At 63.0% G+C, this 19297-nt stretch carries 22 protein-coding genes and 1 pseudogene; 13 read left to right on the forward strand and 10 right to left on the reverse strand.

Going from position 1 to position 19297, the window contains the following annotated elements:
• Window positions 1-105 precede the first annotated feature (105 nt).
• Window positions 106-873 carry a helix-turn-helix transcriptional regulator gene (locus GGC65_RS06755; RefSeq protein WP_192646452.1) on the reverse strand — a complete coding sequence of 256 codons (768 nt, stop codon included), beginning with the start codon at window positions 871-873 and terminating at the stop codon, window positions 106-108.
• Window positions 874-1010: 137 nt separating this feature from the next.
• Between GGC65_RS06755 and GGC65_RS06760 the strand changes: the two genes are divergently transcribed.
• The 5 genes from GGC65_RS06760 (at window position 1011) to GGC65_RS06780 (ending at window position 4580) form a co-directional block, all read left to right on the forward strand.
• Window positions 1011-1658, forward strand: coding sequence for a sigma factor-like helix-turn-helix DNA-binding protein (locus tag GGC65_RS06760; RefSeq protein WP_225940708.1), 648 nt, complete (start codon window positions 1011-1013; stop codon window positions 1656-1658).
• Between the two features lie 62 nt (window positions 1659-1720).
• Entirely contained in the window at window positions 1721-2053 is a 333-nt protein-coding gene (locus GGC65_RS06765; RefSeq protein ID WP_192646453.1) for a hypothetical protein, read from the forward strand.
• 124 nt (window positions 2054-2177) lie between these two features.
• On the forward strand, window positions 2178-2570 hold the full coding sequence (locus tag GGC65_RS06770) for a hypothetical protein (RefSeq protein ID WP_225940709.1): 393 nt from the start codon (window positions 2178-2180) through the stop codon (window positions 2568-2570).
• On the forward strand, window positions 2534-3532 hold the full coding sequence (locus GGC65_RS06775; RefSeq protein ID WP_192646455.1) for a JAB domain-containing protein: 999 nt from the start codon (window positions 2534-2536) through the stop codon (window positions 3530-3532). The genes GGC65_RS06770 and GGC65_RS06775 overlap by 37 nt, the downstream gene beginning before the upstream one ends.
• A 376-nt stretch (window positions 3533-3908) precedes the next feature.
• A complete protein-coding gene (locus tag GGC65_RS06780; protein ID WP_413052720.1) occupies window positions 3909-4580 on the forward strand; it encodes a LuxR family transcriptional regulator in 672 nt (223 codons plus the stop codon).
• A 472-nt stretch (window positions 4581-5052) separates the two neighbouring features.
• Here GGC65_RS06780 and GGC65_RS06785 read toward each other — a convergent pair whose 3' ends face one another.
• Together GGC65_RS06785 and GGC65_RS06790 are read right to left on the reverse strand one after the other, a co-directional pair.
• Window positions 5053-7710: a PAS domain S-box protein gene (locus GGC65_RS06785; RefSeq protein WP_192646457.1), complete on the reverse strand. Its 2658-nt coding sequence runs from the start codon at window positions 7708-7710 to the stop codon at window positions 5053-5055.
• Window positions 7711-7866: 156 nt separating this feature from the next.
• Window positions 7867-8367: a hemerythrin domain-containing protein gene (locus GGC65_RS06790; protein WP_192646458.1), complete on the reverse strand. Its 501-nt coding sequence runs from the start codon at window positions 8365-8367 to the stop codon at window positions 7867-7869.
• Window positions 8368-8706: 339 nt separating this feature from the next.
• Between GGC65_RS06790 and GGC65_RS06795 the strand changes: the two genes are divergently transcribed.
• From GGC65_RS06795 to GGC65_RS06810, 4 genes are all read left to right on the forward strand, one after another.
• A complete protein-coding gene (locus GGC65_RS06795; protein WP_192646459.1) occupies window positions 8707-9117 on the forward strand; it encodes a low affinity iron permease family protein in 411 nt (136 codons plus the stop codon).
• 272 nt (window positions 9118-9389) lie between these two features.
• The gene (locus tag GGC65_RS06800) at window positions 9390-9641 is read left to right on the forward strand and encodes a hypothetical protein (RefSeq protein WP_192646460.1); all 252 of its coding nucleotides are present in this window, start codon (window positions 9390-9392) and stop codon (window positions 9639-9641) included.
• 34 nt (window positions 9642-9675) lie between these two features.
• Complete coding sequence (locus tag GGC65_RS06805; protein ID WP_192646461.1) at window positions 9676-10560, forward strand: TetR/AcrR family transcriptional regulator; 885 nt, start codon at window positions 9676-9678, stop codon at window positions 10558-10560.
• Window positions 10561-10897: 337 nt separating this feature from the next.
• The gene (locus GGC65_RS06810) at window positions 10898-11101 is read left to right on the forward strand and encodes a hypothetical protein (protein ID WP_192646462.1); all 204 of its coding nucleotides are present in this window, start codon (window positions 10898-10900) and stop codon (window positions 11099-11101) included.
• 252 nt (window positions 11102-11353) lie between these two features.
• Here GGC65_RS06810 and GGC65_RS06815 read toward each other — a convergent pair whose 3' ends face one another.
• The 6 genes from GGC65_RS06815 to GGC65_RS06840 all read right to left on the reverse strand — a co-directional run bounded on the left by GGC65_RS06815 (window position 11354) and on the right by GGC65_RS06840 (window position 14170).
• Entirely contained in the window at window positions 11354-11629 is a 276-nt protein-coding gene (locus tag GGC65_RS06815; RefSeq protein WP_192646463.1) for a hypothetical protein, read from the reverse strand.
• A gap of 626 nt (window positions 11630-12255) precedes the next feature.
• The gene (locus tag GGC65_RS06820) at window positions 12256-12633 is read right to left on the reverse strand and encodes a nuclear transport factor 2 family protein (protein ID WP_192646464.1); all 378 of its coding nucleotides are present in this window, start codon (window positions 12631-12633) and stop codon (window positions 12256-12258) included.
• Window positions 12634-12653: 20 nt separating this feature from the next.
• Window positions 12654-13160, reverse strand: a complete 507-nt coding sequence (locus GGC65_RS23300; RefSeq protein WP_225940710.1) for a hypothetical protein — start codon at window positions 13158-13160, stop codon at window positions 12654-12656.
• On the reverse strand, window positions 13157-13348 hold the full coding sequence (locus GGC65_RS06830; RefSeq protein WP_192646465.1) for a hypothetical protein: 192 nt from the start codon (window positions 13346-13348) through the stop codon (window positions 13157-13159). The genes GGC65_RS23300 and GGC65_RS06830 overlap by 4 nt, the downstream gene beginning before the upstream one ends.
• A gap of 373 nt (window positions 13349-13721) precedes the next feature.
• Window positions 13722-13991 (reverse strand): hypothetical protein, encoded by a 270-nt coding sequence (locus GGC65_RS06835; protein ID WP_192646466.1) that lies wholly within the window; start codon window positions 13989-13991, stop codon window positions 13722-13724.
• A complete protein-coding gene (locus GGC65_RS06840; RefSeq protein WP_192646467.1) occupies window positions 13991-14170 on the reverse strand; it encodes a DUF3606 domain-containing protein in 180 nt (59 codons plus the stop codon). The genes GGC65_RS06835 and GGC65_RS06840 overlap by 1 nt, the downstream gene beginning before the upstream one ends.
• A gap of 107 nt (window positions 14171-14277) precedes the next feature.
• Between GGC65_RS06840 and ligD the strand changes: the two genes are divergently transcribed.
• From ligD to GGC65_RS06855, 3 genes and pseudogenes are all read left to right on the forward strand, one after another.
• On the forward strand, window positions 14278-16173 hold the full coding sequence (gene ligD, locus GGC65_RS06845; protein ID WP_192646468.1) for a DNA ligase D: 1896 nt from the start codon (window positions 14278-14280) through the stop codon (window positions 16171-16173).
• Window positions 16170-16999 (forward strand): annotated as a pseudogene (locus GGC65_RS06850) (exodeoxyribonuclease III). The gene ligD and the pseudogene GGC65_RS06850 overlap by 4 nt, the downstream one beginning before the upstream one ends.
• Window positions 17000-17171: 172 nt before the next feature.
• Window positions 17172-18053, forward strand: a complete 882-nt coding sequence (locus tag GGC65_RS06855; protein ID WP_192646469.1) for a Ku protein — start codon at window positions 17172-17174, stop codon at window positions 18051-18053.
• 32 nt (window positions 18054-18085) lie between these two features.
• Here the strand turns inward: GGC65_RS06855 and GGC65_RS06860 are convergent, their stop codons facing one another.
• Complete coding sequence (locus tag GGC65_RS06860) at window positions 18086-18343, reverse strand: KTSC domain-containing protein (protein ID WP_225940711.1); 258 nt, start codon at window positions 18341-18343, stop codon at window positions 18086-18088.
• A gap of 50 nt (window positions 18344-18393) precedes the next feature.
• Here GGC65_RS06860 and GGC65_RS06865 point away from each other — a divergent pair, with 50 nt between their 5' ends.
• Entirely contained in the window at window positions 18394-19290 is an 897-nt protein-coding gene (locus GGC65_RS06865) for a GNAT family N-acetyltransferase (protein WP_192646470.1), read from the forward strand.
• Window positions 19291-19297: the final 7 nt, after the last annotated feature.

Consider the following 19297-nt stretch of genomic DNA (forward strand, 5'->3'; position numbering starts at 1 on the left):
GCGCGGTGCTGCAGCGATAAAGTTCAAAAGATTGTTCCACGGTCGACTCCCGGCTTGTTGAGCACCAAGTCGACCAGCAAATCGGAACGCCGGGCATCCCCAGTTCTAGGGAATGATGTCGTTGACGCCGATCAGCCCGTGGCGCTGCGCGATCCGCGCGAGCTGCGTGCGACTGCGAACGGCATAGGTTTGGCGCAGATATTTCATGTGGGTGAGCACGGTCGAGAGCGCGATGCCCATGCGATGCGCGATCTCGGCGTCGCTATGGCCCAGAGCCGCGAGGCGGAGGCATTCCAGCCGGCGCGGACTGAGCGGCGGCGGCTCGTCGCCGACGGCGGAGGGATAGCCGTAGATGCGACGCACCTCCGCGAACGCTTCGTCGACGATCCATGCGGCGGCGCGGCAATGATCGCGCGGAGGAAGATCGCATGCAGCGGTCGCCAGCGATCCGCTGCCCGGCGGCTCGCCGGGAACCCCGATCGGAACGGTGATACCCCGGCGCAGTCCGTGACGCGCGGCCTCGTCCAGGATCGGCCGATGCACGCGGCTTCGCCCGAGAATCGAACCGAGTTCGTTCCATGCGAAACATCGGTTCGTTCGCAGCGAGGCGAGGTGTACCGGATCGCGGCGATAATAATGGCGCGCGATAAAGATGTCGTGCCATTCGCCGTAATTGTCGAGGCAGAAATAGCAACGTTCCTGGCGCACGAACCACAGCATCTGAACGAGCGCCACGCGGTCGAATCCCAGTTCGCGAACGGCGTCGACCGTACCGGTCAGGATATCCCGGTCGCGCCGTGCGGCGCGGACCGATTTGCGGTGCTGCTCGATCAGCCGCTCGAGCGGCATGACGGGAATGCGTGGTCGTCGCACGCGTCATCGCCGAGGGGGGACCGCAACCGTTCGACGGAAACGGTGAATCCAGCTGGACGGACCCGCATTCGTCGTCGCTCACGTGCGATCCGCATCCAGCCGCTCCCGTGCAATGAATGCCGACAGGTCTCAATCAAATGAGCAATCTTCGCCATCCCAAGAAATGGGGTGCAATCGGCCGATTTTTCGGAAAATCCCCGCGAGGCGGATTTTCCGCTGAAGAGGCGGCGGCGCTCAGCTGCAGTCCTTGCCATGCCCGGCTTTTTGACAAGAGTGTCAACATGGCCGAATCGCACACTATTCTATCTGACGACAGTGCGCGCGGGGCGCGTCTCACCGAAAAGCACCGTGCTTGTCTCGACCTGGTACTCGATCACAGGACGTCCAAACAGATTGCGCGGATCCTGAAGATTTCAAAGCCGACGGTCGACCAGCGCATTGCGGCAGCGCGGGTCATCTTGGGGGCGAGCGATCGCGGCGATGCCGCTTTGCGCTATGCCCGGCTCAAGGCGATATATGATCAAATCACATATGATCCGATGCATGTTCCCCAAGGCCGCAAGCTTGTGTCATCCGACTTTGCGGACGGTGATCCGGCCGGGACGACAGCGCCGGAAGAAGGCGCGTCGCTCCTCGCACAGTCGCCGTTCGGGGATTTTTGGAGGTCCGACCACCCTCCGATAACGCGAGGCACGATAACGGCTGTCCTTTTGGTCCTGACAGTCTTTCTCGTTCTCGCCGGCCTGATCATCGGCGACGTTCTGACGCGGCTGATCTCGGACTGATCCCTCCCATCAACCGAAGCCAGTATCGGGGATCGCCTGCCGTTCCCCGCAAAGGAGAAGCTATGTCCAGTTCGATCACAAACACAGCCGCCCGCCTCCAGCGCGACGTACCCGCCACCGAAGGCCGGATCGATGACGCGCTCGTCGCCGTATCCTCGCTGATAACGACGATCGTGACCGCGCGGCGCGACATCGGCAGCATCCCCGCGGTGGCGGGGCAAGCAACGATCCACCGGCTCGCCAAGGCGCAACTCGCGCTTGTCGGCGTAAGCGGAGACGTGTTGCGGGTCCATGGCGAGCTCGCGCGCATCGGTACGGAAACGGCCGGCTACGATCTACACGAGTGTCCCGAGGTCGCCCCTTCGGCGGGCCTCCCGCTTCGGAGCGTCGCATAAAGCTATATTGACCCGGGAGCAGCCAGCGTGGAAAAAAGTCACGATGCGAACCGCCTTGTTTCTGGCATTCTTGCTGGCTGCGCTTGGATATGCGGCGTGGCGGGGTGGCGGCCCCGAACGCGCTATGGCCGCAATCGCGCTTGGTCTGGTGGGCGGGGATTGGATCCTGCACCACTACATCCCGCTCGAGTTTGCGACGCTCGACGTGGGACATCTGACGATCGACCTTTTTGGCGTATCCACTACGACCATGCTCGCGCTCTGTGCGCATCGTTTCTGGCCGATGATCGCCGCCGCCCTGCACATCCTGCCGCTCCTAGCGCACACGACCCGGCTCCTCGACGTGTCCATGCATCCGGCGGCCTATCTCACGATGCAGGTGGCAGCGTCGTGGCTGGTGCCGCCCCTGCTCATCCTCGCAACCTGGCGTCATCAGCGGCGCTTGCGGCAGAGGGGCAACGATCCGTCCTGGCACGTCTGGTGGCGTGCGTCGAACCCGACAAGGCCGAGATCGTAGCGGCGCGGCTCATCGCCGAGTTTCGAAGTCTCGCCCGCCTGCTGTCGCAAAGTCCGGACGCAATCGCGCGGGTCGTGGGCCGGGACAGCCCGGTCGTCCCGTTGCTGCTGGTGTCGCGCGACGCCATGCGCGAGGCCATGCGCGGCGATCTGCATGACAAGCGGATTAGCGCGTCGAGCCGCAAGCTGACCGATTATCTGAAGATTTCGATGGGCAGCCTGCCCGACGAGACGCTGCGCGTCCTGTTCCTCGACGCGCGGCACAGATTGATCGCCGATGAGCAGATGCAGCGGGGAACGATCGATCAGGTCGTGCTCTATCCGCGGATCATCCTGCGCCGCGCGATCGAGCTCGATGCGGAAGCGGTCATCCTTGTCCATAATCACCCTAGCGGCGATCCGACCCCGAGCTCGGCCGATCTCTGGGTCACCGAGCGGCTCGCCGCGATGGCGCGATCGCTGGATATCACTGTCGTGGATCATATCGTGGTAACGGCGACGTCGCATCGAAACATCCTGCGGCAGAGCCGCTCATCCAGCCATAAAACCGCGCAATCCTTCGGCTTGCGCGCCGAAAAAGCGAATTTGCCACGCGCAGACGACGCCGATGATGCACCCGGCGCAACTTTGCCGGGCGCACTTGCGAACGCGCGGAGATCGGTCCGGCGCCTCCTGCTGCGCCGGCAGTTGGTGGGTGCCGACAGGCTGTTCGGCGAGCCGGCGTGGGATATGCTCGTCGAGCTCTTCATCGCGCATTGTGAAGTAGCGACGGTCCCGACAGGCGCACTTGGCATCGGCTCGGGTCTGTCGTCGAGCAGCGCGCAGCGCCTCGTCCAGCGGCTGGTCGATGCGCGGCTCGTCGTGCGCACGCCAGACCCCGACGACGCTCGACGCCATTTCGTCAGCCTCTCGCCGCAAATCGCGCACCGTCTTGCTGCCTATTTTGTCGCGCACGACGAATGAAGGTCGGCCAGCCACGCGGATAGAGGAGCTTTGTTAACCTGGGACCAAGCCTCTGAATTAGAACCAGTTTCGGGACTATTTCTGTACAGCTCCCCTTCCGCCTCCGGGCGGCATCTGTTACAATCGCAGCGCCGGTTGTCATCGAGCGAAACGGCAGCGGCAAGAGCCGGCCTTAAGATGACAGGACCAATCGCGCGATCGTTCAGCGAGGCCGGACCGGGAGAGAAACCCGGAAAAGCGCTATCTGGAGCGGCCGGCAGGCGAAGGGTCCGGACCCCGTCGGCGGCCGACTATTTTTACCATGCATAATCGACTGATACAGAAACTTGCGTCCGCTATCGCTTCGTCGGCTAGCGAGGACCAACTTTACAGCGCCTTGTCGAGCGCCGCCTCGCGGCTCGGCTTCGACCATTTCGCGCTGGCTTACGACCGGCGCGGCGCCAGCGGACCGGCTTCGCTGCTGATCCACGATTATCCGGACCCCTGGGCCAGACTATATGTCAAACTCGATCTGGGCGGCATCGACCCGGTGCGGCGCGCGGGCGAGCGGTCGATGACCGGTTTCGGCTGGCGCGATCTCGACCAGTTTATTCCGCTGACCAAAGGCGACCGGAGGATGCTCGAGGTCGGCCGAGAGCATGGGGTCGGCGATGGCTTCACGGTGCCGCGGCATCTCCCCGGCGAGGCAAGCGGGGCCTGTTCGTTCGCCATTAGCCCGCAAAAACAGATGCCGGGCGACATGCTCCATGTCGCCGAGATCGTCGGGGCGGTCGCCTTGTCGACCGCCCGGGGTCTGATGGGAGCACCGAGACCCAAGGATCGCCCCAGGCTCAGCGAGCGGCAGCGCGAATGCGTGCTTTGGATCGCGCGCGGCAAGACCGCGGGCGAAACGGCAGCGATCCTCGGCATCAGCGAGGAAACCGTTATCCAGCATCTCAAGGTCGCGCGCGACCGTTACGACGTCCATTGCCGCCAGATGCTGATCCTTTGCGCGCTGTTCGATGGCCTCATCGGCTTTTCGGACATCTACGATTGGTGGCACGACTGACGCATAACCGGGGATGGCGGAGCGCAAACCATCCCCATTTCTTTATAAACTGTTTATTATTGTACCGGCCGACGGCGGAAAAGGTGACCGGGCTGAGAAAACCTGCTTCCGGAGCATGTACTGGCGCCTTTAGCCCTAGGCCTGAACATTCGCGCCAGAACCCGGTCACGCATCTTTACTTCAAGATGCCGTCGCATTCTGATGTTGCAGGCTGGAAACTGCAACCGGAACTGGACCCAATAACGGGTGCATCACGGAGTGGCGCCCGTCGGCGCACGACCGCTGCGACACTCGCTTGTTCAAAAATGAAGGATGATCGACGGGGCCACCCGCTCGAGAGGATGATCGCTCAGGCACGGGTTCGGCTGACAGCATGCCGCGGGCTTGGACTGGCCGATTTCAACGTCGAGGCGGGCCGACTGTCTCGATGCAACGTCCTTTTCGCATGCACGACGCGGCGGGTACGACAAGGCTAGTCATCGACGCCTGCCATTGCATCCGCCACGGCTCGCTCGAGGTCGGTTTGGCTGAAAGGTTTGCCGAGCCGCACGACTGTCTGACCAACCTCGTGCGGCGTCTCGCCATAACCGGTAGCCAGCACGATCGGCAGATGCGGCCGCAGGGTACGGGCCGCCGCAATCAGGTCGCTCCCTGTCATTCCCGGCATAGCCTGATCGGTGACGAGCATCTCGATATCGTCGTGCGCGGCGAAAATCCTCAGCGCCTCCTCGCCCGATCCTGCCTCGAGCACGCGGTGACCCAAATCCTCGAGCAAGGCGCCCGTGTTCATCAGAATGATCGCATCATCATCGACAACCAAAATCTTTCGGGAGGTAGCGAGCGCCGGCTCGAGGCTCTCGACAGGCCCCTCCTCTCCCGCGCCCATCTCGCGTGCAGGGAGCCAAATATGGGCCTTGGTCCCCACGCCGAGCTTGCTCTCGATTTCAAGCGTTCCGCCCAGTTGCTGCGCAAAGCCGTGAACCATCGACAGGCCGAGGCCTGTGCCCTTGCCGACGCCTTTGGTCGTAAAGAAAGGTTCGATCGCCTTGGCGAGCGTTTCGGCATCCATGCCGCTTCCGCTGTCCGAGACGGTCATGCGAACATAGCGGCCGGCGGCGAGATCGGGCACCTGGTCCGCCGTGGCGGTCATGGCCTCGGCGCGGATCAGAATGTCGCCGCCGTCGGGCATCGCGTCGCGTGCATTGACGGCAAGATTGAGCAACGCCATCTCCAGCTGGTTGACGTCGGTGGATACGGCCGGGAGATCGCCGGGGAGGCGCGTGTCGATGCTATAGGCAGGTCCCAGCGCGCGCTCGAGCAACTCCTTCATACCGCGGACTAAGGCGGGAAGCATAACCTCTTCGGCTGCGAGCTCCTGTCTGCGAGCGAAGGCGAGCATTCGCTGCGTAAGCGAGGCGCCGCGGTCGGTCGCCTTCATGCTGTTATCGAGGAGCTTGCGAATCTGTGGCTCGTCGGGGACCCGCTTCCTGAGAAGTTCGAGGCTGCTGCGGATAGCCATGAGCAGATTATTGAAGTCATGCGCGACCCCGCCCGTCAACTGACCGATCGATTCCATTTTTTGAGACTGGAACAGTGCTTCGCGCGCCATTTCAAGCTCGTGCTGCGCTTCCTCGCGTTCGGTTACGTCCCGCGTGATCTTTGCGAAGCCGATCAATCGTCCATCGTCGTCATGTATTGCGTCGATGACGACGCTCGCGCGAAATCGGCTCCCGTCTTTTCGTACGCGCCAGCCTTCCGCATTGAACCGCCCTTCGCGCCGGGCAGTTTCCAAGGCCCGTTCAGGTTCACCAGCGGTCCGGTCCTCTTCCGGGTAAAAGGAGGAGAAGTGCCGGCCGATAATCTCGTCGGGGCTGTATCCCTTGATGCGCTCGGCGCCGGCATTCCAGCTGGTAACGTTGCCATGCTCGTCGAGCATATAGATTGCATAGTCCGTCACGCCCTGCACGAGCAGCCGAAACTGGGTCTGGCTTCGGTTGAGCGCCGCCGATCGCTCCTCGACCCGCTCTTCGAGCGTGTCGCTGAGTTCGCCGAGCCGGCTTGCGGCCACTGCCAGCGCCGCTTCGGTCTGGATTCGCTCGACGTGCGACCAACTGCGCTCGGCGACTTCGCGTGTCAGGGCGATCTCGCGCTCAGTCCAGATATGCGGTTGATCCCGATGCGCCGCCATCAAGGCGGTAAGCCGCCCCTCCTTCACGAGGGGAACCCAGATCAGGGCGCGTGCGCCCACTGCCGCAAAGGCAGCGGTCGCCGCGGGCGGCAGTTCGCTCAGACTGTCGTTGATCACCAGGCTTTCCCCCTTTCGGAGCCGCAGCGCCGCGAGCTCTCCGAAGGATTCGAGCGAATGGTGATCGGTCTGCCCCAGGCTGTCGGCGCCGGGCCAGGCCTGACGCAATGTGAACCCGCTGCCGTCGACGTCGAGATCGCCGTAAGCGCAGGACGAGAGGCCCAGCTCTTCGGACAACATGCCGGTCGTCACTTCCAGGACGTCTCGCGCATCCAGGCTGGTAGATGTCGCGCGGCCGAGCCGGTCGAGGAAACGGAGGCGGGCTTCGCTCTCTTCCAGAGCCTTCCCGGCCGCGACGAGTTTCGTTGTTTCGACCACGATCGCGAGGACGCCCGCAGGTCGGCCATCGTCACCGAAAACCGGAGAGTAATCAAGGTTGAGCCATACGTCTTCAAACTGCCCGGTGCGGTTCAGCTTGAGATGATGATCCTGAAAGGCCAGCGAGCCGCCCCCGAGACCCACCTTCATCACATGATCGTTGAAGTCCGCCACTTCGGGCCAGGCTTCGCGTACCGGACGTCCGAGAATGTCGGGATGATTGTCGGCCGCGAATTTGGCGTAGCCGTCGTTATAGATCATTGTTCCGGCCTCGCCCCAGAGCATCACCAGCGGTGCCGGCGAATGCACGACGAATGCGACGGCGTTCCGGAGGCTCATGGACCAGCCGGCTATGGGACCAAGCGGCGTCGCGCTCCAGTCCCGGCGCGCGATGAGCCGGCCCAGCTCCCCACCGCTTTCCAGAAAGGTCAAACGTTCCAAACCACTATCCTGAATATTTTTCCCTCTCCTCTCGATGCCAACAAAGCGTGAAGACGACAGTTCCACAGCTCGGCGCAAAGTAACATTTACGTGATGCCATCTCCCCCTCCCCGCGATGCTGCGTGACGCCGGGACGCCGTCCCGCCCGGCTTCACGGGCGTTATCCGGACCGCCTCGCAGCGGTCCGGCGTCAGCGCTATGGTTCCCGAAAGAGATGCTTCGTCAAGCGCGTAGCGTGGCAAGAACGGCGGGCGGAAGGCCCACACCCTCCGCCTGAGCTTTCAGTTCTTCTTTTCTGGAAAGCATCGCCTCCCCAAGGGATTCGAGGTCGACGTCGGCGGCGCGGGCCTGCTGGAACATATTGTCCTGCTGCTTTTCCTCTTCCTTCACATGATGCTTGATCTCCTCGGACAGCACCGTGACCTTGGCTTCGAAAAATTCGTCGTCGGGCCCGGAGGCTTCGATGTCGTTGATCAGCACCTTCGCACCATCATGCTCGACCCAGGCTTCCTTCAGCAGGTCGTCGTCGATCTTGCCTTTGAGGGCGGGATAGAAGACCTCTTCCTCGATCTGCGCATGAATCTTGAGTTCGGTGCAGATTTGCTTTGCGATCTTCGCCTTTCGGTCGGAGCCGCTCGCCTTTTCGAAATCATCGAACAGACCTTCGACGGTCCGGTGATCGGCGGCCAGGATGTGCGTCGCGTCCAGATCGGTCTTTTCCATTGCAGTCTCTCCATTTGCCCCGCAGTCGAAGAGCAAACGGCGCAATCAGCGCGAAGTTGCCGATCACATGTGGCGCCCGATCTTTTAGCAAGCGGCGCTTAATTCCGTCGCGGTCCGCAGCCGCTGCGGCCGATCCGCAATGCAATGCCGCGGCAGCGCTCTCCGGCGCGCCGATCAAAGCCGAGTGATGCTTGTTCGAGCCCCTGGCGCTTGAGCCCTCAGCCCGACAGCGCCGAGCCGCGCCGTGCTCCCGCTCGGACCTATGGCAGCCGATAGTCTCGACAAATTGGCAGCATTTGATTCAATGGGCCCATCCATGGCGTCATACAGGAGAGAGTGGTGGACGAATTTTTTACCCGCGTCGCGTCCGGAAGCGCCCGGATCATGGGTCAGCCCCTCGCTTTTATCATTTCCACTCTGCTGATCCTGATCTGGGCGGCGAGTGGGCCGCTGCTCAAATATTCGGACACGTGGCAGCTCATTGTGAATACGGCGACGACTGTGCTTACTTTCCTCGCGGTCTTCCTGATTCAAAACAGCCAGAACCGCGATGGCGCCGCGATGCAGGCCAAGCTCGACGAAATTCTGCGCGCGCTCGACAAAGCGCGCGTTGAGTTCGTCGGCATCGAGCATCTCACCGACTATCAGATCGAGCGCATTCGCGAGGCACTCGAAAAGGACATCGCCGATGGAACCGGGAAAGACGGGACGACGGGGGCGACGGTCGAGCAACTGCTGAAGCGCTATTAGGCTTCCGGGCGCACCTTGGCACTTAGGGAGATCGGCAGGTGTCCGGGCGGCATGATCCGCCCGCTCCCGAACGGACGAGCGCTCGGGCTCACTCGCGAATGATCGGCGAGACCGCGGGCGAAGAATGCGGCCTTCCCGCGCCGAACAGCGCGAAGAAGCGCCACGCCGGACGTCTATGAATGGCGCGCGCCGGGCGCGGGTCAAGGCGGCGGCGACGCAGGAACCATCATCGCCGTGAGGCGTCCTTGGTGATGGACTGAACGGAGGATAGCATGGCGGATGAAATTCATACGACCCGCGAAGCCGACGGGACCACGCACACGACGACCGTCGTCGACCGCGAGCCCCGACGCGGGACGGGCATGACGCTGATCGTCATCGTGGCGCTTGTCGTCGCGGCCTTTCTCGCGTTCCAGTTTCTGGGGAACGAGAAGGCCGAAACGGGAGCGGTTACGAAGGCGGCCGAACAGGTGGGCGATGCCGCGAAAAATGTCGGAGATGCCGCACAGGACGCCGTCAAATAGTCGCCTTGAGCCGGAGCTACGCCGTTTGCTATCCGTGCCCGACATCCACGGGCCACCACCGTCCGGCGACGGATGGAGCTTTCTCGTGGAGATATGCCGAGAAAAGAAAACGGTTGCCCCGTCGGCGGGGGCCTTTGCTCCCTCGACGGTGAATCGGGGTCGATACGCCGGCGCGTGTTCAAGCAGTAGGCACCGTGTATTCCTAACCGGTCTGCCAAGCCACGGGGTCTACCGCGAGGCCGGGTTTTCGAGGCAGATGCTGGAAAATATGATGGGCAGGACACGAAAATTCGATCTGACCGAAGCGCTCGACCGCGCGACGCGCGAGTTTTGGGATAAAGGCTATGCCGGAACCAGACTCGACGATCTGACGGCAGCGATGGGGATTGCCCGCCCAAGCCTCTATCGGGCGTTCGGCAACAAGGAGCAATTGTTCGCGCTTGTCGTCGAGCATTTCGAAACCATCTATCTCGACTTCGTCGCCGATGCCCTCGCCACGCATCCGGTCCAGCTTGTCGTCCAACGTCTTCTCGAGGGGGCGGTGCGCGCGTGCGCCGGATCGTCGACGCCGCCCGGATCCTTGCTCACCCACGCGGCGCCGGCGAGTTCGCCCGAAGATGAAGCGATCCGCCGGCTGCTGTCCCAGCGCATCGACATCTATCAGGATAAATTGGCGACGCGGTTCGCGCGAGCAAGCGATGTCGGGGAACTCCCTGCCGATTGCGACTGCCGCGCTTTGGCGGCATTCGTAATTACGCACTGCTGCGGCATGGCGCTGCGCGCGAAGTCCGGCGCATCGTCCGAAATCCTTTCCGCCGAAATCGCGTTTGTCATGCGGGCCATCCCTGCTCTGCCGGCCAGAGCAGCCCGTACCCCTCGTGCCAGCGGACTATTCGGCGATGGTTGTGAGCAGCGATAAGTCGCCAATTTTTTTGGATATGTCCTTTCCACTCTGCGTCGCAAAGTTCGAGAAGATTTCCCCCGGTCGTTCGCGGCCGGACGCATCAAAGATTTCGCACAACCGCGCAGGAGCGGGCGCTTTCCAGCGTCCCGGCGCAATGGATCGAGCGGACCTTGATGTGCGGACAGGTCCTTGGACGCCATCACGGCCATCGCTGACAGGGTTGGAAAATGACGGCATGGATTGATTACCTGATCGCGAGCGACGACCCAATCGACAAGGCTCTGGTCGATGAGCACCGCGTCCGCTCGTGGGCATACGCCCAGACAATGCAGTGGATTGTCGGGAGCGAGGGGTGACCCCGGATGCGTTCGACGTGCTTCACCAGGCGAATGAACTGGTGAATGAGTTGCAGGCGCGCATTCGCGCGCGCGGCGTCGAGTTGAAGGAGGCGGGCACCCACCCGGCCTCTCGCGAACAGGTGGCGGCCTGGAACGCAAGCTGGGTGCCCCTGGTGTCGAACTTGCCCGGCGACGAGGATCCAAGGCATTGGGCCTGAACCGACCGGCCGGGAAGTTGTCGAGACCAGACCTTTCAATCGCTTGCCGCTTGTCGCCTAGCGCATCGATGCCGGTCTCAAGCCCGGCGCAGTTAATTTAAGAATCCATCGCGATCCTCGAGGACCGCACGGGCGCCGCGATATACTCACCGCGAATGCGGGCGATAGCGCGCCCGTATCCCAGGGACCGGACAATGAAAAAGGGGCGCCGTCATCCGGCGCCCCTTACCCTGCCCTTTAGGGGAGGCAGGCTTATTTCTTCTGCGTGTCGCCCACGCCGGATTCCGAAGGCGCGATCTCGCCGTTGTCGTCCATGGCGTTGGCCTTCTCTTCGCCCTGCTCTTCGACGACGTCCGCCTTCTGTTCCATGGCTTCCTTCGCCGGACCAGCGGGCATGGCATCGGCCTGATCGTCGATCACGTCGGCCTTGGCCTCGGCCTGATCCTCAACCTTGTCGGCAGCGGGGCTCTGGCACGCGGCCAGGGCGAGGACCGAAGCGGCGGCGAGGCTGGTGAAAATCTTCTTCATGATGGGACTCCCTGCGTTGACTATGCCGCTAACGCCGAATGAGCGAAACGGTTGCACGCACTGCGGGGAGCCGGATCGGTTGATGGCGCCCGGGATACTCGTCGCTATGCGCGTTTCTGGCGTCCGGTCTAAGGCGCCGGGGCGGAGCCCACCGTGGATTCCGATAGCATATTTTGGCGCACGCCAAACGCGTCGACGGTGACCGCCGGCTCTTGCGGCTGGCGCCGGAGCGGAACCGATTGTCCGGTGCGCCCAGCCGCCGGGATGGTTTCCCCTCTTGGTTCGCTGCAAAATCCGGCCCGTCCCAAAATGACCCGCGCCTCTCGTCATCCCGATTGACGCTGCTGCCACTGCGGATATGATTGCTGCAACTTTGGCCATTCTACCCGACCGAGAGAGGCCAAGGGGGCTGCATGAAAATGCCGGAAGGCCGCGTTCCACTGGCGCGGCCTTTTTGCTGTCCAATTCGCTCGAAGTCGAGCTGATGGTAGATGGACAGCTTAGGCATGGATGCGCAGAGCCAGCCTGATCTGAACGCCCCCCCGCGCCCGTCGGGGGCGCCGGTATGGGGCGCCCCTAATTCCCATGCCGAACCGACGCCACCGCTGCTCGGGGTGACAGGCAAGTTAGCGCGTTGCCGGCAGCGGCGAACAATGCGCGAGGACAAGGCGCCAGCGGCCGTGGCGCTCGTGCCAGACCCGCGAATAAGCAAAGCGGCCGAAGAAGCTTTCGCCGTCGTAGAAGCCCGCAAGATCGACCGTCACACAAACGGTTGCGCAATCGCCCCAGCGGTGAATGTCCGGAGAGCCGACGATGTCGATCGTCTCAAGCTCGAGCAGTCCCGATTTATGGGCGGCGAGATCGTTGGCCTTGGACAAGCGATTGCCGGACTGATCAGTGAAACAGAGTTCGTCGTCGAGCAACGCGTCGAGTGTTGCGACATCGCTCGCCAGCATGGCCATACGGAGCGCTGCCTCCGCCTCGGCGATCCTTTCATCCTGCATGGTCGCTCCCGGAAATGCTCTTAGCGAAAAGGTGAATCCTCTCGGCCGAGCAACTCCACAATATCATCATGTGAAAAAGCCTGTCCGTTTTCGAGGACAAGGCTGTAGCGCTCACGCTCGGGCGAGGTTGCCGCCGCGAACCGCCCAAGTATCTCGCGCAACGGCTGCGGCTCCGCCCGCTCCTCCGCAAGCGGAGGAAGTTCGGCTCCATCACTCTGGTCGTGAGCGATCGTCAGAGTTCCGCGCTGCTCCCAAATATCCGGATTACCGGCCGTCTCAAGCTCCTCCCCCGGCAGCCCCTCTGCCGCGCGGCCCGCGCGCGTGTCACGTTCCTCGCCGACGCGGGTCCCGATCTCGGGGTCGTAATTGTCCGAATTACTGCTACCGCTTTCCGGATCCCGCTTGCGTTCTCTATCGAGCGTGTCGCTCGGGCGGCGTGCGGCGCCTTCCGGCTGGTTCTCGGTCGAGATATTGGGGTTCTTCGTCACTTCGGTCGGAACCTCGCGGACCTTTCGAAACTCGCTCACTTGTCGCCTCCCTCGCCGGACGCACCACCCGTATCTTCCCGCTTCGCCAGATCGTCCTCGGTGGGGCGTCCGCCGGCGCGGCCGCTGCCGAGCGAGGCGTCGTGGCGATCCTTCCCGCCCTCCTTCCGCCGTATCTGTTCTCCCGGGCCATTTTGCATCCCGTCGTCGCGCTTGTTCTGATCGCTCATCTTGCATCTCCAATCTTCGCCGTGAAAGAGAGACGCTTCGCTATGGGCGGGGTTGCGCCCCAAGGGCGCAATGCCTGAAACGTTCGCGACATCGATCCTGATTTTGTCGCAATCGACATGGCGCGTCCCATGGGCGGGGACTAACGATGAAGACAAGGAGCGCAATCCACGCCGCTCCGGACAGCGAGAAAGCGATGCGCGTCGTCGACCGGCTCCGCCGTCCTCGCACCATAGACTGAGGCGGCACTTCGCGGCGTCACCAACCAGCCGGCGCAGGGGTTGGACGACACGAGAATTTCGCGACGGCGGTGCATCCGCTCGCGAAACTATCTCATCGCCACCTCGTTAGACATTTCAGCCGCAAGGCGCGGGGCTAATCAGCAATCGTCTCGTCCTCGATCGCGGCGTGGATCATCCGGTCCCAGACCTCCGCGTCGCCGACCGCCAGCATCGCCGCGCTCGGTTCGCGCATCGTGCGCAACACCGAAAGCGCGGCATCGCTATAGTCGCCCCAAAGCGCGTCGACCGCTTCACCGGCCGAGGCCATGTCGCCCTCGGCATTGCGGCTCAGCGCATGGCCGGCGAGCACACGAGCGACCCGCTCGACCGGCGACGTGACCGCGCGATCCAGATCGCCCTGCATTACCGGCCCTTCAGATAGTCACGGACTTTGTCCGCCGAATTGCCCACCGCATCGACCGCTGCGCGCAACTCCTCCTCGGTGACGCCGAGCGCCTTGGTCCAGTCGCGCACTTCATAGTCTTCGCTAAGGCTGATCCGGTCGCGGTCCGCGCCGCCCACCTTGCTCTTGTCGTCTGCCATGTCCGATCTCCGCCTGCCATAGTCCTCGTCCGCCAACGCGCGTACGTTGCGCGGGTTGCAATGGCTCTCGACGTGGAACGAAAAGCGCGCCCATCGGTCTTGAGTCCATGGCCGAAGTCCAACGTCCCGCCCGCGCAAAAGGCGCTGTACCGAAGGCCCGAACGGCCAGCGCAACACCAACCCAGCCCGGTAGCAAGCCCCCGCCCTTCCGGCCGGTACAGCTCGCCACGCTCGTCGATAGCGTACCGGCCGGGAACGGCTGGCTGCACGAAATGAAATATGACGGTTACCGGCTGCTGATCGCCGTGGGCAGCGGAGAGGCGCGCGCCTATACGCGTTCGGGGCTCGACTGGTCGGAGAAGTTCGGACCGCTGCTCGATGCGGCGGCGAAGCTCAAGGTCGGCTCGGCGCTGATCGACGGTGAGGCGGTGGTGCTCGATGCCGATGGCCGCTCGAATTTCCAGTCGCTGCAGAATGCCATCAAATCCTCGCCCGACGCGATTGATTATTTTGCCTTCGATCTGCTCGAACTCGACGGCGAGGATCTTGCCCAGCGGCCGCTCGTCGAGCGCAAGGCGAAGCTTGCAAAGATGCTGCCCAAGGCCGGCAAGCGCATCCGCTTCTCGGACCATATTGCGGGCGGCGGCGAAAAATTGCTGCAAAGCTTCTGCAAGGCCGGGCTCGAAGGCGTGATTTCGAAAAAGGCCGATGCGCGCTATGTCGGATCGCGGGCGGGAAGCTGGCTCAAGACGAAATGCATCAAGCGCCAGGAGTTCGTGGTCGTCGGCTGGACGCCCTCGGACAAGTCGCGCAGCTTTCGCTCGCTGATGCTGGGCATCCATGAGAAGGGCGAACTGCGCTACGCCGGCAAGGTCGGCACGGGGTTCGACACCGCCGAGCTTTTTCGCCTCCAGGAGCTCATGAAGCCGCTTGAGCGCAAGGAACCGACGGTCCCGGCGCCGCGCGCCGAGACGCGCGGCGCGCACTGGATCGAACCGAAGCTCGTCGCCGAAATCGCCTACACCGAGATGACGCGCGAGGGTACGCTCCGCCATCCCAGCTATCTCGGGCTTCGCGAGGACAAGAAGGCCGAAGCGGTGGTGCTCGAGACGGAAGCCGATCTTGCAGAAGCCGATACCGCCTCGCCTGTGACGATCAGCAACCGCGACCGGGTCATCTTCCCCGAGGCCAACCTGACCAAGGGCGCACTCGCCGACTATTATGCCGCGATCGCGCCGATCATGTTGCCCTGGGCGGGTTCGCGCCCGATCAGCCTCGTGCGCTGTCCGCAGGGGCGCGCGAAGAAATGCTTCTTCCAGAAGCATGACGCCGGCGCATTCGGTGACGCCGTCAAGCAGGTCGCGATCGTCGAGAAAGACGGCGAGGAAGAGCCATATCTCTACATGGATACCCCTGTGGGACTTTTGACCTGCGTTCAGATGGGGACGATCGAGTTCCACGGCTGGGGCGCACGGATCGAGGATATCGAGAAGGCAGACCGGCTCGTTTTCGACCTCGATCCCGACGAAGGTCTCGATTTCGAGGCGGTGCGCCACGCCGCCTTCCATTTCCGCGACATTCTCAAATCGATCGGGCTCGAGACCTTCCCGATGCTCACCGGCGGCAAGGGGGTCCATGTAATCGCGCCGCTGACGCCTCGGGCCGAATGGCCCGAGGTCAAGGATTTCGCGCACCGGCTCGCGCAGGCGGTCGCGCAAAGCGATCCCGACAATTTCACCGCGGCGCTGCCGAAGGCACAGCGTAAGGGCCGCATCTTCGTCGACTATCTGCGCAATCAGCGCGGCGCGACAGCAGTGATGCCCTATTCGGCGCGCGCGCGCGAAGGCGCCCCGGTCGCGGCGCCGATCAGCTGGAGGGAAATGGAGACGATCGACAAACCTTCGCACTTCCATATCACCGACGCCAAGGAGCTCATCAAGCGTGCGTCACTGAAAGCGCTGCAGGGCTGGGGCCGCGCGGCGCAGGCGCTTCCAGACCTGTGAAGATCGCGACCTACAATGTGAACGGGATCAACGGGCGCTTGCCCGTTCTCCTGAGGTGGCTCGAGCTCGCCGAACCGGACATCGTCTGTCTCCAGGAGCTGAAGGTGCCGCAGGAGAAATTTCCCGAGAAGGCGATCCGCGACGCGGGCTATGATGTCATCTGGCACGGCCAGAGCCGCTGGAACGGCGTCGCGCTCCTGAGCCGCCTCGGCGAGATCCAGGAGACGCGTCGCGGGCTGCCCGGCGATCCGCATGACGAACAGAGCCGCTATATCGAGGCGGCGGTCGGCGGCGTGCTGATCGCGGGTTTCTACCTGCCCAACGGCAATCCCTGGCCGGGTCCCAAATTCGATTACAAGCTCAAATGGATGGAGCGGCTGCACGCGCATCTCGCGACGCTTTACGATATCGAAGCACCGGTCGTCGCCTGCGGCGACTATAATGTGATCCCGACCGAGCAGGACGCCTACAAGCCCGAGAAGTGGAAAAAGGACGCGCTCTTTCACCCGAAGCGCGCGAAGCGTATCAAAGCCTGCTCGGCCAGGGCTGGACCGACGCCGTTCGCCATCTTCACCCCGATGAGCGCATTTACTGCTACTGGGCCTATTGGCGCCAGTCCTTCGAGCGCAATGCCGGCATCCGCATTGACCATCTACTGCTCAACAAGGCGGCGGCGAAGCGGCTCTTCTCCCACCCGCGCGGGCGCGTATCGACCCCTGCAGTCTTGACGAGCGATCACGCGCCGGCGTGGATCGAACTCGGCGAAGCGCGGCGCGCGCGTGCCGGCAAGGCAACGACACGAACGGGCGATGCGTCGAGAAATTAGGCAGGTGCGGTACTTTACGCTGCATCGACGCCCGCCTGCCCGTTTCGATCGACGTCAACCGGTTCGCGGTCGCGGCGCGCCTCTGTTGGGTGAACGTCGGCCATCGCATGCGTCTCCGGGGAACGTTAGACCTCATCGCGAATTGAAGGAGTCACATTCAAGGAAGACGATCATGGCTGCACGACCCTATTGGAAAGGCCAGATCCGCTTGGCGCTGGTTTCGATCCCGGTGGAAATCTACTCTGCAACCAAGAGCGGCGCCTCGATCGCCTTCAACCAGATCCATGAACCCTCGGGCAAACGGATCAAATATGAAAAGGTCGTCCCCGGCATCGGGCCCGTCGATGTCGACGAGATCGTCAAGGGCTTCGAATATGCCAAGGGCGAATATGTCCTGCTCGACGAGGAGGAGATCGAAGGGGTCAAGCTCGAGAGCAAGAAGACGCTCGAGCTCACCCAGTTCGTCGAGGCGCAGGACATCGACGAGATCTATTTCGAAAAGCCCTATTATGTGGTGCCCGCCGACGATCTGGCGGAGGAAGCCTTCATTGTCCTTCGCGAAGCACTTCGCCGCAGCAATAAGGTCGGGCTTGGCCAACTCGCGATGCGCGGGCGCGAATATGTCGTGAGCGTCAAGGCGTGCGGTCGCGGCCTCGTGATGGAAACGCTGCGCTACGCCGACGAGGTCAACAAGGCGGCGAGCTATTTCCGCGACATCGGTGAAGGCGATCCCGACGAGGAGTTGCTCGACCTTGCGACGACGCTGATCGACAAAAAGACCGGCAAGTTCGATGCGACCGATTTTCACGACCGTTATGTCGAGGCGCTGCGCGAACTGATCGACCGCAAGAAAAAAGGCAAGACCCTCAACATCGAAAGCGCAGACGGCGAAAAGGAGGCACGCGGCTCCAACGTCGTGGACTTGATGGCGGCGCTCAAAAAATCGATCGGCGGCGGAGACGGCGGCAAGGCCAAGCCTGCCGCGAAAAAATCGTCGGCCAAGGCTTCCGCCAAGAAGGCGCCGGCCAAATCGCCGGCGCGCAAGCGCGCCTGAGCGCGCGCGCGATGCCCGACATGCCGAGTCGGTCAGGCCTTAGGGCCGAACCTCCGCCGTTCGGGATCGCGCCGGAATCGATAACGATCCTTGATCCGTTCGTTGAAGAAGCTGCCCGCCGAAGCTGCGCGGCGGAATGCCTCGAACAGCGCCGCGGGCACCCCCTCATAGACATATTTGCCCGTGTCCCGGAACGATATGCACAGCGTGCGGGCCTCGTCGTCGTAAAGGATCCGGTCGATGATCGAGCTTTGTGGAAAGCGATGCGCATGCATGGCTGCATAGCGCATGGACCGGCGCGATGTTCCCCGCCTGCAACCCGCCTGGCGATCTCGCGGCGATGACGGAAGAGACCGGGCCCGACGAGCTCCGCGCAATGGCCGAGCATCGCGGGATGAAGCTCGTCCGCTCGCGCAAGCGGACGCCTGGCGTCGGCGATTATGGCAAATACGGCCTGACTGACACGTTCGGAAAACCGCTGCTCGGGATCGGCAAGGCTGGCCTCACCGCGACGGCTGAGGAGATCGAGGAATATTTGCGGGGCGGCGCGCTCAGCAGCTGGAAGCTTTCGGCCGAGACGACTCCCGATGCCAAGCCGCTCAAGAAAACAATAGCCGTTGCCGATCGCTCCGAAGAAGAAGGTCCGATCAGTCGGGGAAAAGCGTCTCCAAATCCTGCCCGTGTCGAGGCGCCTAAAGCGCCGGCTCGCAAAGAACCGCTCCGGGATCACCGACCCGCCCGTGCGAAACCGGCGCTGCGCATCGTCCCGAACGAGCCTCTCCCGCCCCAGAAAAGCCTCGTCGTGCGTCCGGCGAAGGCCGACGACGCCGCTCGGGTTGCGAAGCTGATGAATCAATTGGCCGGGCCGAACGCCGACAAGGCCTTTGTTACCGCGAATATGGAGTTGCTGCGCAATTCCAGGGGGCAGTTGCTGGTCGCCGAGCGCGACGCGGTGATCGGATGCTGCGCCTGGGCGGTCGTGCCGACGATCCAGCGCGGCCCGATCGGCCGGATTACGCTCCTGCTTGTCAACAAGCCCGAGCGGCGCAGCGGAGTCGGGACCGCCTTGCTGTCGGCTGCCGAAGGCGCGATCGCCGAGGCAGAATGCCGTGAGATCGAGGCGATGAGCGACATCATGGTCAACAATGCCCATAATTTCTTCCGGTCGCTGAAATTCGAGCAGAAGAGCTACCGGTTCGTTCGAATTATCGAAGGCGAGAGCCGCGATGGTGCATAAACCCGAT

This window comes from Sphingopyxis sp. OAS728 (assembly GCF_014873485.1).
In the GTDB taxonomy this organism is placed as follows: Bacteria; Pseudomonadota; Alphaproteobacteria; order Sphingomonadales; family Sphingomonadaceae; genus Sphingopyxis.